Source organism: Spirosoma daeguense (assembly GCF_054776875.1).
In genome coordinates, this window is the sequence record NZ_BAAHBF010000006.1 from 439,504 (window position 1) to 452,408 (window position 12,905).

16 protein-coding genes are annotated in these 12,905 nt (G+C 46.8%); 12 read left to right on the top strand and 4 right to left on the bottom strand.

All coding sequences use genetic code 11. The annotated features are described in order from the left end of the window. From ACYVD4_RS21050 to ACYVD4_RS21085, 8 genes are all read left to right on the top strand, one after another. A complete protein-coding gene (locus ACYVD4_RS21050) occupies positions 1 to 1,227 on the top strand; it encodes an efflux RND transporter periplasmic adaptor subunit (protein ID WP_460949101.1) in 1,227 nt (408 codons plus the stop codon). Between the two features lies 1 nt (position 1,228). Further along, positions 1,229 to 1,933, top strand: a complete 705-nt coding sequence (locus tag ACYVD4_RS21055; RefSeq protein WP_460949316.1) for a VIT1/CCC1 transporter family protein — start codon at positions 1,229 to 1,231, stop codon at positions 1,931 to 1,933. Between the two features lie 10 nt (positions 1,934 to 1,943). Beyond that, a complete protein-coding gene (locus ACYVD4_RS21060; RefSeq protein WP_460949103.1) occupies positions 1,944 to 2,369 on the top strand; it encodes a hypothetical protein in 426 nt (141 codons plus the stop codon). A gap of 80 nt (positions 2,370 to 2,449) precedes the next feature. Then, a complete protein-coding gene (locus tag ACYVD4_RS21065; RefSeq protein WP_460949104.1) occupies positions 2,450 to 2,989 on the top strand; it encodes a Rieske (2Fe-2S) protein in 540 nt (179 codons plus the stop codon). Between the two features lie 21 nt (positions 2,990 to 3,010). After that, the gene (locus ACYVD4_RS21070; protein ID WP_460949106.1) at positions 3,011 to 3,448 is read left to right on the top strand and encodes a thioredoxin family protein; all 438 of its coding nucleotides are present in this window, start codon (positions 3,011 to 3,013) and stop codon (positions 3,446 to 3,448) included. Then, positions 3,445 to 4,398 carry an FAD:protein FMN transferase gene (locus ACYVD4_RS21075; RefSeq protein WP_460949107.1) on the top strand — a complete coding sequence of 318 codons (954 nt, stop codon included), beginning with the start codon at positions 3,445 to 3,447 and terminating at the stop codon, positions 4,396 to 4,398. The genes ACYVD4_RS21070 and ACYVD4_RS21075 overlap by 4 nt, the downstream gene beginning before the upstream one ends. A gap of 52 nt (positions 4,399 to 4,450) precedes the next feature. Next, positions 4,451 to 4,645, top strand: a complete 195-nt coding sequence (locus tag ACYVD4_RS21080) for a DUF4266 domain-containing protein (RefSeq protein WP_460949318.1) — start codon at positions 4,451 to 4,453, stop codon at positions 4,643 to 4,645. Positions 4,646 to 4,657: 12 nt separating this feature from the next. Then, positions 4,658 to 5,863, top strand: a complete 1,206-nt coding sequence (locus tag ACYVD4_RS21085) for a DUF3570 domain-containing protein (protein ID WP_460949109.1) — start codon at positions 4,658 to 4,660, stop codon at positions 5,861 to 5,863. Positions 5,864 to 6,058: 195 nt separating this feature from the next. Here the strand turns inward: ACYVD4_RS21085 and ACYVD4_RS21090 are convergent, their stop codons facing one another. The 4 genes from ACYVD4_RS21090 to mutS form a co-directional block, all read right to left on the bottom strand. Further along, entirely contained in the window at positions 6,059 to 6,556 is a 498-nt protein-coding gene (locus tag ACYVD4_RS21090) for a Rad52/Rad22 family DNA repair protein (protein WP_460949111.1), read from the bottom strand. 170 nt (positions 6,557 to 6,726) lie between these two features. Beyond that, positions 6,727 to 6,936 carry a hypothetical protein gene (locus tag ACYVD4_RS21095; protein ID WP_460949113.1) on the bottom strand — a complete coding sequence of 70 codons (210 nt, stop codon included), beginning with the start codon at positions 6,934 to 6,936 and terminating at the stop codon, positions 6,727 to 6,729. Then, complete coding sequence (locus ACYVD4_RS21100; protein ID WP_460949115.1) at positions 6,926 to 7,393, bottom strand: DUF6932 family protein; 468 nt, start codon at positions 7,391 to 7,393, stop codon at positions 6,926 to 6,928. Before ACYVD4_RS21100 ends, ACYVD4_RS21095 begins: the two co-directional genes overlap by 11 nt. Next, entirely contained in the window at positions 7,393 to 10,038 is a 2,646-nt protein-coding gene (gene mutS, locus ACYVD4_RS21105) for a DNA mismatch repair protein MutS (protein WP_460949116.1), read from the bottom strand. Before mutS ends, ACYVD4_RS21100 begins: the two co-directional genes overlap by 1 nt. A gap of 106 nt (positions 10,039 to 10,144) precedes the next feature. Between mutS and ACYVD4_RS21110 the strand changes: the two genes are divergently transcribed. The 4 genes from ACYVD4_RS21110 to ACYVD4_RS21125 all read left to right on the top strand — a co-directional run bounded on the left by ACYVD4_RS21110 (position 10,145) and on the right by ACYVD4_RS21125 (position 12,829). Further along, positions 10,145 to 10,696, top strand: a complete 552-nt coding sequence (locus ACYVD4_RS21110) for a PH domain-containing protein (protein ID WP_460949117.1) — start codon at positions 10,145 to 10,147, stop codon at positions 10,694 to 10,696. Beyond that, on the top strand, positions 10,689 to 11,213 hold the full coding sequence (locus ACYVD4_RS21115; protein WP_460949119.1) for an RNA methyltransferase: 525 nt from the start codon (positions 10,689 to 10,691) through the stop codon (positions 11,211 to 11,213). The genes ACYVD4_RS21110 and ACYVD4_RS21115 overlap by 8 nt, the downstream gene beginning before the upstream one ends. 75 nt (positions 11,214 to 11,288) lie before the next feature. After that, the gene (locus tag ACYVD4_RS21120; RefSeq protein ID WP_460949121.1) at positions 11,289 to 11,732 is read left to right on the top strand and encodes a hypothetical protein; all 444 of its coding nucleotides are present in this window, start codon (positions 11,289 to 11,291) and stop codon (positions 11,730 to 11,732) included. A 158-nt stretch (positions 11,733 to 11,890) separates the two neighbouring features. Continuing rightward, complete coding sequence (locus ACYVD4_RS21125) at positions 11,891 to 12,829, top strand: ATP-binding protein (RefSeq protein WP_460949122.1); 939 nt, start codon at positions 11,891 to 11,893, stop codon at positions 12,827 to 12,829. The last annotated feature ends 76 nt before the right edge of the window (positions 12,830 to 12,905 follow it).

A 12,905-nucleotide genomic window follows, 5' to 3' on the forward strand; every position in this document is an offset into this window, starting at 1 on the left:
ATGATTTTAGTTAATTTCTGCATACGCCATTGTGGCATTGTCGCCGTTTTGCTGATCGTTTTCGGTCTGCTGTGGGCGTGCCAATCCGACGAAAACGCGACCCATACGACTGATCTGTCCGAGAAAACAGATTCAACTAAAACGTCGGCTGATTCATCCTCCCAAAGCCCCGTTGCGGTATCGCTGACGCAGGCTCAATACGACGTAGCTGGTATAGAACTGGGCGCACCGACCGACCGAACGTTAAGTACTACGTTGAAAGTAAACGGAACAATTGACGTACCGGCTCAAAACCGGGTATCGGTGTCGGTTCCGTTTGGGGGGTATATCCGACAGATTAATCTGGAGCCGGGCATGAAAGTCCGACAAGGGCAGTCGCTGGTGGTTCTCGAAAATCCCGATTACATCCAGCTTCAGCAGGATTATCTGGACACGAAAGCCAAACTGGAATATGCCGACCTGGAATTTGCGCGCCAGCTGGAGTTGAGCCGGGACAACGTATCGGCATTGAAAGTTTTTCAGCAGACTCGTTCCTCCCGTCAGAGCTTACAGGCTCAACTGGCCGGACTCGCCCAGCGATTAGCTATGCTACGTATCAATCCTACTACGTTGAGCCCGGAGCGCCTTACCCGTACCGTTGTCATTCCGTCGCCCGTTGCGGGGTTTATTACCAGCGTACCCGTCAACAAAGGCCGGTTTGCCAATCCTTCCGACGTAGTGGCTGAAATTGTCAGTCTGGACCATCTGCACGTACAGCTTCGTGTTTTCGAGAAAGACATCAGCCGCGTACAGGTCGGGCAAAAACTACGTTTCGGCATGGGTGGCGACGCATCGCTGATTCATCCGGCCACTATTTTCCTAATCGGAAAATCCATTACCGAAGACCGAACCATCAACGTACTGGCTCACCCGGAAACCTATTCGACTGATTTGATTCCGGGAGGATACGTAGCGGCTCAGATTCAGGTGAAAACAGAACCAATGGCTTCTCTGCCCGAATCAGCTATTGTGAGCTATGGCGGAAAAGCACTTATCTACGTACTGGAGAAAAAACAGTCCAGCCCTGCTACGTATCAGTTTCGGCAAATAGAGCTGAAAACCGGTATTCGCGAAAATGGCTACTTAGCCGTTACGTTGCCGCCTACCATCAACCCTGCCAAAACGCCTGTTGTGGTAAAAGGAGCTTATAGTCTGTTGGCAAAACTTAACAATAGTGAAGAAGAGTGATATGGAAGCAACGAACAATCAGCATCATCACGAACAGCACCTGCGAAGTTCCGACTTCATTGCCGATATCGTTATTGGTATGTCTGACGGGCTCACTGTTCCGTTTGCATTGGCCGCAGGACTAAGCGGTGCCGTTGCCAGCTCATCGCTGGTCGTTACGGCGGGCATTGCCGAAATCGTAGCCGGTTCCATTGCTATGGGATTGGGAGGCTATCTGGCGGGCCGAACCGAAGTAGATCACTATGAATCGGAACGTCGGCGTGAAATTCAAGAAGTAGAAACCGTGCCCGAACGCGAAAAAGAAGAAGTGCGAGAGGTATTTGCCGATATGGGTTTATCACCCGCTTTGCAAATCGCCATTGCCGACGAGCTTGCCAAAGACAAGACGAAATGGGTAGATTTTATGATGAAATACGAATTGGGGCTCGACGAGCCAGATCCGAACCGAGCCAGTCAAAGTGCCCTCACGATTGGACTAGCCTACATAGCGGGTGGTTTGCTGCCACTGGCCCCGTATTTTTTTATCGACTCACCGCAGTCGGCGCTTCTTTTTTCCGCTGGTCTGACCCTGATCTGTCTGTTTTTATTCGGGTATTTCAAAAGTAAAGTAACCGGTCAACCACCGTTGCAGGGCGCATTTAAGGTAATGTTTATCGGTGCATTAGCGGCTATGGCCGCGTTTGGCGTAGCTCGTTTTTTCAGTTAACATCTACGAAATGAAACCTATTCGTTTTTTTCGGTATCAGGACGCTGTCTGGTATAATCTGGAAGACTATATCGGGTTACTTCAGACGAGCCAGACGGTATGGCCTGTTCGCCGGTCATCTCTAACCAAGCGACGACGGCATCCAACGCCTATTTCGGACGTAGTGCGAAGTAAGCTAAACCGCCTAAGACCAACATATCAAATTTGGATTGATGGTACGCTCTATGTTGATGGAGCCATTTTTGAGCGCCTTGATTCCGTCATCAAACCGTTTTTGGTGCATCCTGATGACTGGAAAAACCCGGACAGCCTGTTTCGCCAGCTACAAATAGGGATTAGTCCAACCAAACGAATTGTTCAATTACTAGACCCCGCCACTACGGAGACGTACTTCGAAGAAATCGTCCCCAAAGGCATTGCCGACAAAAGAGATTAAAAAGCAGTTAATAACTCCACGTTTTGAAACGATTCCGCGTAAGCTAGTATAAATACCTATGATAAATTAGCTCGGCAAGGATGACACGTTACGATTTTTTAAAATCAATGGGATTTACAGGTGCTGCGCTCATGGCGGCTTTAACATCCTGTATTCATAAGGAAGATACGGTAGTAAATGCCCTGACACTATCTGGAACCCAGAACGGGACGACAACAACACCGACAGATGGAACAACTACAGCCCCCACAAGTGGCACAACATCGACGCCAACAACTAATACTACGTCGACCGGAGTTGATTTGAGTAAAATTACCAATCGGTTGTTAACCATTGATTTGACATCAGCGGCTGCTTCAGCCTTGAAAACCGTTGGCGGCTATCTGGCACAGAGTGGTATTGTGGTGGCACAGGTCAGTGCAGGTGTATACGTAGCGGTAACGCAAACGTGCAGCCATGAGCCTAAAAAAAATATCATTTTCAACAAGACCGAATTTTACTGCACCGTGCACGGCGCTCGCTTCGACCTGACGGGTAAAGGGAAAAATAGCTTTGGCAGCAAAGGCATTGCTGTGTATAAAGTAGCCACCGATGGCAAAACGCTCGTCGTTTATAGTTAACCAACCTATTAAAAAATTACCATGAAAACGCTTTTAACCAGCCTCTTTTTCCTGTGGTTTATGACGCCCAAATGGGAGCTTAATTTCGATCAGGCTAAAACAGAAGCCTCACAGAACCATAAGTTTATTCTTCTCAATTTTTCGGGTTCCGATTGGTGTGCGCCCTGTATAAAAATGAAGCGCGACATTTTCGAATCGAACGAATTTAATCAGTATGCGCAGAATTATTTAGTGCTTGTACGGGCCGATTTTCCACGATTAGCTAAAAATCAGCTCGATGCGCAACAGGTTGCTCACAATGAAGCATTGGCCGAAAAATACAACCGGCAGGGAAAATTTCCGTTTACGGTGTTGCTGAATGCCGACGGGAAAGTGCTCAAGGAGTGGGATGGTTACAAGCCATCGCTTACAACGGCGGCTTTTGTCGAGTCGATCCAGTCTGTTGTTGGCCCTAAATGACGCCATCGCTTCACATCTTTCAGCGCGTTCAGCGGCTGATGGGTAACCGATTTGAACTAAGTGTTGTCGGTTCAGATGAGGGTCAGGCCAATACCTGGCTGGATAAAGCCGTCGCAGAAATCAGCCGCATTGAACAGCTATTGACAACGTATCGTGATGATAGCCAGACGGCTCAGATAAATGCCTGTGCGGGCGTTTGCGCTGTAAAAGTAGATCCGGAATTGTTTGCCCTGATTGAACGGTCGCTTCGTTTATCGGCACTCACGCAGGGCGCTTTCGATATTACATATGGCTCTATTGACAAGCGGTTCTGGAATTTCGATACGTCCATGACCGCGCTACCAAGTCCGAAAACGGCTCAGCAGTTAGTCCGGCTTATCAACTACCGGAACGTAGTGCTGAATTCCGCAGAAGGCACCGTATTTCTCAAAGAAAAAGGGATGCGTATAGGCTTTGGCGGTATCGGAAAAGGCTACGCTGCCGAACGAGCCAGACAGGTGCTACGTCAGGAAGGCGTTGAAAGTGGCATTGTGAATGCCGCCGGTGATCTGACTACGTGGGGACAACAACCTAACGGACAGGACTGGACCATCGGTATTGCCGATCCTAACGGTATGGCTCGGCAGGCCTTTTCTTGGCTGGCTATCAGCAATATGGCCGTTGCTACGTCGGGGAATTACGAGAAATACGTCCTCATTAATGGGAAACGCTACGCCCATACCATAGATCCCAAAACGGGCTATCCGGTGAGTGGTATCAAAAGCGTGACCATCATTGCACCAAACGCTGAACTAGCCGACGCGCTGGCCACTCCGGTGATGGTGATGGGCGTTCGGGTGGGTCTGGATATGATTAACCAGATGAAGCACATCGCCTGCATTATTATTGATGATAACGATACGCTTTATACGTCGAATACTATTCGACTTGTTGCCCCAACTGCAACTTGACCAAGCATTTAAACCTATGATGATGAATAATTTAAGTCGCCTATCGCTCCTAATGGGCAGTTTTCTTCTGGTGAGCGTGTCGGGTTGTGTATCCGTCAAAGAATATCAGAAGAACCGGATCAACGATTCGGAAATGGAACTCTCGGCCCGTAAGTCCGAAAAGTTTGAGCAAAATTTTTATCTCTATCGCGAAGGGGCCGCTGGCGCTAATGGTGGCAAAAGTGGTGGCGGATGCGGCTGTAATTAATCGACAGAGACAATGAAAAAAATCTGGATATCAGCAGGCATTCTACTCAGTTTGCTCAAAGCTGGCTATAGCCAATCGGTCACTCAACCAACCTACGAAATACGTAAACTGAAGGTCGAAGAAGTAAATCTGGTAACGAGCTATTACCAACAGGACGGAAATAATTCGGCCGTTACGGGAGGCATCGGAACCGAACGACTCACGGATGTTGCCCAGTCGATTGATCTGGTCCTGAAAACAACAGACCGGCGTAATCGGCAGCATACACTGGCCTTCGATTTCAATATTGACCACTACACCTCGGCTTCTTCCGACAACATCGACCCGCTCACGGTTTCGTCAGCATCCCGCAGCGACACCCATATTTATCCGTCGATTGCCTGGAGCGTACGGAACGACGACAACCGCACAACTAAGGGAATTGCCTTGAATTATTCGACCGAATATGACTACAAATCGTATGGCATCAATCTCAGTTTTGTGAAAGCATCAGCCGATAACAACCGCGAAATAAGCCTCAAAGCAGGTGCTTTTTTTGATACGTGGAAAGCAATTTTACCGCCCGAACTTCGGCCCGATGGTTACGGCTCTGGGGCCGAGCGCGATAGAGATCCGATTGATTACAAGCCCCGTAATTCCTACAACGTAGCACTGGCACTGTCGCAGGTTATTAATAAGCGTTTGCAGATGCTGATTACCGTTGAACCCGCTTTTCAGCAAGGTTTGTTAAGTACACCTTTCCACCGAATTTACTTTCAGGATGGGGGCGAAACGGTGGAACGATTGCCCGGAAATCGAATGAAACTGCCCATTAGTGTCCGGCTGCACTATTTTATGGGCGACCGGGTTATCGTCCGAACCTTTTACCGATATTACGTCGATGATTGGGGTATGCAGGCGCATACAATCAATCTGGAAGCGCCCATTAAAGTCACCTCATTTGTGTCAGTAAGTCCATTTTATCGGTTCAGCCATCAGACCGCCGTTCGGTATTTTGCGCCCTATGGACAGCATACTCAGAAACAAACGTACTTCACCAGCGATTACGACATTTCGGGATTCAACAGCCAGTTTATGGGATTAGGTATCCGACTGGCTCCACCCGAAGGAATGCTTGGTATTGGGCATTGGCAGAGTTTCGAGCTTCGCTACGGTCGTTATACACGCACGACAGGCATGGTCGCGAACAGTTTGACCTGTTTAATCAAATTAAAGTGAGCAGACAGAGAAACAAGTTGGGTAGTATATGCCCAACTTGTTTCTCTAATTGGCTGGCAGTACTGTTGTTAGGTTAATCCCTGCAAAAAGTCTCTAAAAAGCGACCTTTCAGCCAATCAATCAGCATTTTACAGAAACAAACAACGTAGTAAATTCGCGATACGTTACAAACTACGTATACAGACTTACACTAACTTATTTAGTTGTTGGTTTGGCATGTTCAGGCTTAAGCACCACTACGTCGCGCACAAGACCTCCGCCATTTATTTTCTCAACCATTTTATCAAGTAGCGGGGTGGCCCAATTTGGAATGTATTTATCGGTTGTTTCGATCATCACTTTCGGAAAGTCATACAATGCACGGCCTAATCCAAACTGAACAGCACAACGTTTCATAGCATCGCTAATGCCGCCTTTCACGGGTTCAACGGCTGTTCGACTTGCTCCGTCGGTTTTCTTAATAATTTCACCACCGGGCAATACGGCCGAAATAGTACACAGGAAACCGCCCTCAATCTCCTTTATTTCATTTTGCCAGCCCGCCCAGCCAAACTGATCGTCGAAGCGCTGCATGACACAACGGTTTGTAATATACGGCACCACAATAATCTTCTGACCGTCTTTGGTTTGGCTCTGTACGCGCCATTCTATTTCCTGTGCCGATATGGGGGCTATTAGTACGTTCAACTCCATTTAGTTTATGTATTTGCTGTTCAATCACTAATTACTCTAGCAACTTCATCAACTCGTTCAATTTCAGAAGTGCTTCAATGGGTGTAAGCCGGTTTACGTCAATGGCTCGCAGTTTCTCTTTGATGGCTTCCGATTTTGGATCGCCCGATTCGATGATACGTAGCGCCAGTTCAAGCGGCTATTTGCCAGCGGGTTTCAGTTACCTGAGATAGTAAATCCTGAAGTTCGATATTAAGTCGCTGCCGAACTTCTAGGAATTGCTCTATTATAAATCCGTTTGGCTCGTCAGTTTGCTGATGACGACGAATGGCCTCGTTCATTCGCTTTACCTGTTCAAGCGTATGAAAAATTCGAATCTCTAGTTCATCATTAATTTCCATAACCGATGTGTAACTCTAGAAGTCCTTTCTGTCGTTTCCGACGATCAGTTCGTAAAAAGTAATACCAAGTTAACTCGTCAGCCCTACCAATATCAGATTTTATATGATCTGGCGGAAAGATTTCTACAAAGTAACAGTCTATTCTACCTACCCATTCTGCTTTTAGCTGTTTTAGCTTATCTGCAATGGTAGAAAAATGAGTATATGGTATAAACAGTACCACATCTATATCTCTAGGGTTTTCTTGTTTACTAATAAAACTCCCGTCGATCCACTGTTTATGTGGAATAGGAAAAAAAGTACGTAGCGCATCAAGAAAACGCTCATAGTCAGCTAGTAAACTCTGTCGTACTAGAGTAACGCCAAACGTATTTATAATGGCTTCCCAATCAATCACAATAACATCATACGGAAACAAATAGCCATTACTATCAAAGGTTAACTGTCTCTTTTCCATTACTCCAATAACTTCATCAACTCGTTCAATTTCAGAAGTGCTTCAATAGGTGTAAGCCGGTTTACGTCGATAGCGCGCAGTTTCTCTTTGATGGCTTCGGATTTCGGGTCACCCGATTCGATGATACGTAGCGCCAGTTCACGTTCCTGCGGAACAGCCTCGCGAATACGCTCTTTGTTATCTTCACGTCGGTGCGACGATTCGAGTTGTTTCAGGATTTCGTTGGCGCGACTCACAATCTGAGCAGGCATACCGGCCATTTGTGCTACGTGTATTCCGAAGCTGTGTTCAGAACCGCCTTCTTTCAATTTTCGCAGGAAAATAACCTTGTTACCTAGCTCTTTAACCGCTACGTTAAAGTTCTTGATTCGTTGGTTATCCGTTGCTAAATCGTTCAGTTCGTGGTAATGTGTAGCGAACAGCGTTTTAGGGCGACAGTCGGTTTTGTTGTGCAGATATTCCGTAATGGCCCAGGCAATCGACACACCGTCGTACGTACTGGTTCCCCGGCCAATTTCGTCCATCAACACCAGACTACGTTCGCTCAGGTTATTCAGAATGCTTGCCGTTTCGGTCATTTCGACCATGAACGTACTTTCCCCCCGTGACAGATTGTCGCTGGCACCAACGCGCGTAAAAATTTTGTCGACAAGACCTATTTCAGCTAACGTAGCAGGTACGAAACTTCCCGATTGCGCCATCAGTACAATTAGCGCTGTCTGACGTAGCAAAGCCGATTTACCAGCCATGTTTGGCCCTGTAATAATGATGATCTGCTGGGTTTCGTCGTCCAGAAAAATATCGTTCGGAATGTAAGGCTCCCCCGGTGGTAACTGTTGCTCGATAACGGGGTGACGACCATCTTTGATATTCAGCTTTTTACTTTCATTAATCTGTGGGCGAACGTATCTATTCTTCACAGCAATACGAGCGAACGATGCCAGTACGTCCAGCACCGACAATACGCGGGCATTCTGCTGAATCGCTCCTACGTATTCGCCAGCCGCCAATATCATTTCATTGAACATCCGGGCCTCAATCTGGAAAATCTGCTCTTCCGCATTCAGGATTTTTTCCTCGTATTCTTTCAGTTCGGGCGTAATGTAGCGTTCGGCGTTTACGAGTGTCTGCTTCCGAATCCAGTCTTCAGGTACGCGGTTTTTGTGAGCGTGGGTTACTTCCAAGTAGTACCCGAACACTTTATTGTATGCTACTTTCAGTGAACTAATACCAGTACGTTCTACCTCTCGCTCCTGAAGTTGAAGCAGATAATCTTTACCCGAATACGCAATGGCGGTTAGTTCGTCCAGCTCAGCATTTATTCCGGCCTTAATTATACCACCCTGATTCGACAGCGTTGGAGGATCTTCGCGCAGTTCGGCTTCGATCCGGTCGAGCAGAAACGCGACGGGATTAAGTTGGTCGGCGTATTTACGTAGCGATGGCGATGCCGTCTGGCCAAGCGCCGTAATCAGTAGTTCCTTAATGGGCAATATGTGTTGTAACGAACGCTTTAACTGCAACAACTCCCGCGGATTGATACGTCGAACTGCCACTTTAGAAACCAGTCGCTCCAGATCACCAATTTGCCGAAGGTGATTCACCAGCGTTTCCGACAGATCGATATCGTTAACGAGCAACTCCACCATGTTCAGTCGTTCATCGATCAACGCTTTTTCTTTCAGTGGCAGACTCAGCCATTTACGTAGCAACCGTGCCCCCATTGGCGTAACGGTCTGGTCGAGAATCTGAATGAGCGGAACGCCCCCCTCCTGCTGTGCCGCCGTCAGTTCAAGATTGCGAATCGTGAAACGGTCGAGCCATACGTAGCGGTCTTCTTCAAGCCGCGTAACACGGGTAATATGCTGAAGATCTTTGTGTTCGGTTTCGTTGAGGTAATGTAGAATAACGCCAGCCGCAACGATGCCATCGGGTAATCCTTCAATACCAAACCCTTTCAGCGACGTAGTCTGAAAATGTTGTTTCAGGAAATTGTAGCCAAAATCGTAGGTAAACGCCCAGTCTTCGAGTGTGTAGGTATGAAATTTATCACCAAACAACGCGCCAAATTCTACCCGATTCCGTTTGCAGTAAAGCACTTCCGACGGATTAAAACTTTGCAGCAGTTTATCGACATAGGCCGCATTACCCTGCGACGCCAGAAACTCGCCGGTTGAAATATCCAGAAACGATATACCAAACTGGTCATCGCCCTTACCAAAATGAACCGCAGCCAGATAATTGTTACGGCGGGTATCGAGTACATTATCGTTAAATGACACACCGGGCGTTACGAGTTCTGTTACCCCCCGCCGAACAATACCTTTGGCCTGTGCAGGGTCTTCCAACTGATCGCAGATGGCTACTCGTTCGCCTGCCCGAACGAGTTTGGGCAAGTGCGTATCGAGGGAGTGATGCGGAAAACCAGCCAGTTCTTCGTTGGAGCCTCCGTTGTTCCGTTTGGTAAGGGTAATGCCCAGAATTTTACTGGCTCTTACCGCATCTTCGCCGAAGGTTTCGTAAAAATCACCAACGCGAAACAGCAGCAGAGCGCCGGGATATTTGGCTTTAATCTGGTTGTATTGACGGTTGAGGGGAGTTTCGTTTTTCTTCGACTGGGGTTTTGCTGCGGTGGCGGTTTTCACTGATTTCTGCGGGAATGTACTAAACAAAAATAACAAATTTTAGCGAAAAAATGGCCATTTTCGCCTTTATTAGGTACATGACAAACATATTCACTAGTCACCAACCATGACGGAATCGGACGTAACACTACCCATAAAAGTACGCTTCAATCCAATCATTCGAACGTACTTATTACTCTACATTGCGTTTATGTTATTGATAACCGTAATCGGTATTGTGTTGCTACCGTTCTGGTTGTTAGGTGTTGGGCAATGGTGGAGTGGGCATTATTTCAAAAATCTCGAATGTGAATTGACCGAACGTTCGCTACGTTTCCAGAAAGGTATTCTTGTGCACGTAGAGAAAACGATTCCGCTCGAAAATATTCATGATGTTACGTTTGTTGCAGGCCCGCTGTTACGTTACTTCGATCTTTGTATTCTCAAATTTGAAACAGCCGGACAGAGCCCCAATCAAGCGCATAATATGGAATTGATTGGTATTATCGACGCGCAAAATTTCCGAAACCAGATTCTCGAGCAACGGCAGAAATTACTGGCTTCACGAACCGGCCAAACACCTGTTGACACGGAGCAGAAAGTTCTGTCTGAAATGCGTGATACGTTGAACGACATTCGGCAGCTTCTCCGTGATAATCTTAATCAAACTAATGCGTAAACTTTCACTAACTGAACTAAATCGTTTATCGGTCAACGATTTTAAAGCGTCTTCCAAATTTTCTTATTGTCTTATTCTAGACGATGTTCGCAGCCTGAACAATGTTGGATCGGTATTTCGGACGGCTGATGCATTTCGGGCTCAGAAACTTTATTTATGTGGTATTACCGGCCAGCCTCCCCACCGCGATATTACAAAAACAGCCCTTGGTGCTACCGAATCGGTCGAATGGGAGTACGTTGCAGACGTTACGCAACTTGTCGATCAATTGCAGGCTGATGGCTGGGCAGTTGCCGCTGTTGAACAAGCCGAAGGAAGCACCCTTTTAAATGATTTTGTGCCGGAATCAAACAAACGGTATGCTTTTGTGTTGGGTAACGAAGTAGCGGGTGTTCGGGATGAGGTTGTGCAACAGGCAGATCTGGTTCTCGAAGTACCTCAATTCGGCACAAAACACTCGCTGAATATTGCTGTCACAACGGGCATTATTTGCTGGGATTTTCTACAGAAAATGTAACAAAAACTTAACATTAGGCTTTTGATTGTCCCAAAAAATTCGTATTTCTTTGTAAATTTTTTTCCTACCAATCCAATGGCAAACAAAACCATAAAAACGAAACAGAAGTCGTTAGCCTCTGAAATCGTTAGTTCGATTGAAACGAAGCTTAGCGAAGCCGGTGAAGCCACTAAGAAAATGAAAAAGTCTATCGAGAAATCGGCAGACAAACTGGCGAAGAAACTAGCCAAACTCATGCACAAAGCTGAGAAGAAAACAGCTAAACCTGTTAAGAAAGTAAAAAAGGAAGCGGCTAAAGCAAAGAAAAATGTAGCGAAAGCTGAGAAAAACGCACAACGTACCGCCAATAAAGCGATCGATAAAGCGGCCGAATCAGCAAAAGAAACCGCAAAAGCAGTTACTCCAGCGCCTAAGCCAGCCGCTACAACCAAAGCAGCACCAAAGAAATCGCCAGCCCCTAAGCCAAAAGCTCCCGCAACTCCGGCACCAGCAGCAGCCACGACTGATAGTGAAGCTTAAGCTTCCTGTTCTTACCAAAAGAGCCAGCACATGCTGGCTCTTTTGGTAAGAACGCATAGTTAATAGATGTCAACGTAACATTTATTGGCTTTTAACTCGTTTTATTTTGTGCCTATGTAATTAATTTAGCTTCTTTACGTACCACAAAAGACAGCTATATGCTGCATCGCTCTACAGCCTATCGAATATTAACTATACTGCTTTTGGTCTTCTTTGGCACGGCAGGATTGGTCTTCTGGAACTGGGATGCTTTGGTTGCAACCGTTTCGTCCCTATCTCCGTCAGTGCGTTGGTTGACCTTATTCGGTTTGGTACTACTAACCCAATCCGTTATTGGTTACCTTGTATGGTGGCTCCTTCGTCGTCGGCCGTCATCAGTTGTACAAACCGACGTTCTGAACTCGCTTGTGCATGAGTTTCAAACTCCAATTAGTGCTATCCGCATGGCTGTCGATATTCTCGACTCCCCTATTGCCCGTAATCAACCTGAGCGCACGGAAAAATACGTCCGAATTATTCGGGAAGAAGCGGATCGGCTCCAGCAACAGGTTGAAACCATGCTCACGCTGGCACGTGCCGACCGTAATACGCTGGTATTAAACCCCGAACCGATTCAGGTACACCAACTGCTACGCTCCGTAGCCGAGCGTCACGGCGATTACCTCCAGCTAACGCTTATGGGTACCGAACCCCACATGCTTGCCGACCGGCTCCACATTACCAACGTGTTTTATAATCTGCTGGATAATGCCATAAAATATAGTGCAGGCGACCCGGTAATAACAATTCAGACTACAACCAACCGGGATGGCCTTACCATTGCCGTGAAAGATCGGGGCGTTGGCATTCCTCCCAAGCTGGTTACTCAGATTTTTCAGCCTTTTTTCCGGGTACACGACCAAAATCAGCCTAGTGTAAAAGGTTTTGGGCTTGGATTAAGCTATGTCCAACGTATTGTACATGCGCACAAATGGACAATCTGGGTCAAAAGTGAAGTTGGTAAAGGCAGCGAATTTATGATTCAGATACCTCCATCTTCCCTCCTTTCTATCACAGCTAAGGACCACGAATCGCTATCCCGAAAGGCCGATCATTAGTTACTCGAATTTGTAATCGACAGAAAACATACGTCGATTACAAATTCGAGTAACTATAAATAAAGCCGTTGAAACG

What these genes read in the sequence shown, in the direction of transcription:
- ACYVD4_RS21090 (WP_460949111.1), bottom strand. Translation starts at nt 6,556, where the DNA reads ATGGAGTTGAACGTACTAATAGCCCCCATATCGGCACAGGAAATAGAA.
- ACYVD4_RS21095 (WP_460949113.1), bottom strand. Translation starts at nt 6,936, where the DNA reads ATGGAAATTAATGATGAACTAGAGATTCGAATTTTTCATACGCTTGAA.
- ACYVD4_RS21120 (WP_460949121.1), top strand. Translation starts at nt 11,289, where the DNA reads ATGGCAAACAAAACCATAAAAACGAAACAGAAGTCGTTAGCCTCTGAA.
- ACYVD4_RS21125 (WP_460949122.1), top strand. Translation starts at nt 11,891, where the DNA reads ATGCTGCATCGCTCTACAGCCTATCGAATATTAACTATACTGCTTTTG.
- ACYVD4_RS21085 (WP_460949109.1), top strand. Translation starts at nt 4,658, where the DNA reads ATGAAAAAAATCTGGATATCAGCAGGCATTCTACTCAGTTTGCTCAAA.
- ACYVD4_RS21065 (WP_460949104.1), top strand. Translation starts at nt 2,450, where the DNA reads ATGACACGTTACGATTTTTTAAAATCAATGGGATTTACAGGTGCTGCG.
- ACYVD4_RS21075 (WP_460949107.1), top strand. Translation starts at nt 3,445, where the DNA reads ATGACGCCATCGCTTCACATCTTTCAGCGCGTTCAGCGGCTGATGGGT.
- ACYVD4_RS21080 (WP_460949318.1), top strand. Translation starts at nt 4,451, where the DNA reads ATGGGCAGTTTTCTTCTGGTGAGCGTGTCGGGTTGTGTATCCGTCAAA.
- ACYVD4_RS21050 (WP_460949101.1), top strand. Translation starts at nt 1, where the DNA reads ATGATTTTAGTTAATTTCTGCATACGCCATTGTGGCATTGTCGCCGTT.
- ACYVD4_RS21055 (WP_460949316.1), top strand. Translation starts at nt 1,229, where the DNA reads ATGGAAGCAACGAACAATCAGCATCATCACGAACAGCACCTGCGAAGT.
- ACYVD4_RS21115 (WP_460949119.1), top strand. Translation starts at nt 10,689, where the DNA reads ATGCGTAAACTTTCACTAACTGAACTAAATCGTTTATCGGTCAACGAT.
- ACYVD4_RS21110 (WP_460949117.1), top strand. Translation starts at nt 10,145, where the DNA reads ATGACGGAATCGGACGTAACACTACCCATAAAAGTACGCTTCAATCCA.
- ACYVD4_RS21070 (WP_460949106.1), top strand. Translation starts at nt 3,011, where the DNA reads ATGAAAACGCTTTTAACCAGCCTCTTTTTCCTGTGGTTTATGACGCCC.
- ACYVD4_RS21060 (WP_460949103.1), top strand. Translation starts at nt 1,944, where the DNA reads ATGAAACCTATTCGTTTTTTTCGGTATCAGGACGCTGTCTGGTATAAT.
- ACYVD4_RS21100 (WP_460949115.1), bottom strand. Translation starts at nt 7,393, where the DNA reads ATGGAAAAGAGACAGTTAACCTTTGATAGTAATGGCTATTTGTTTCCG.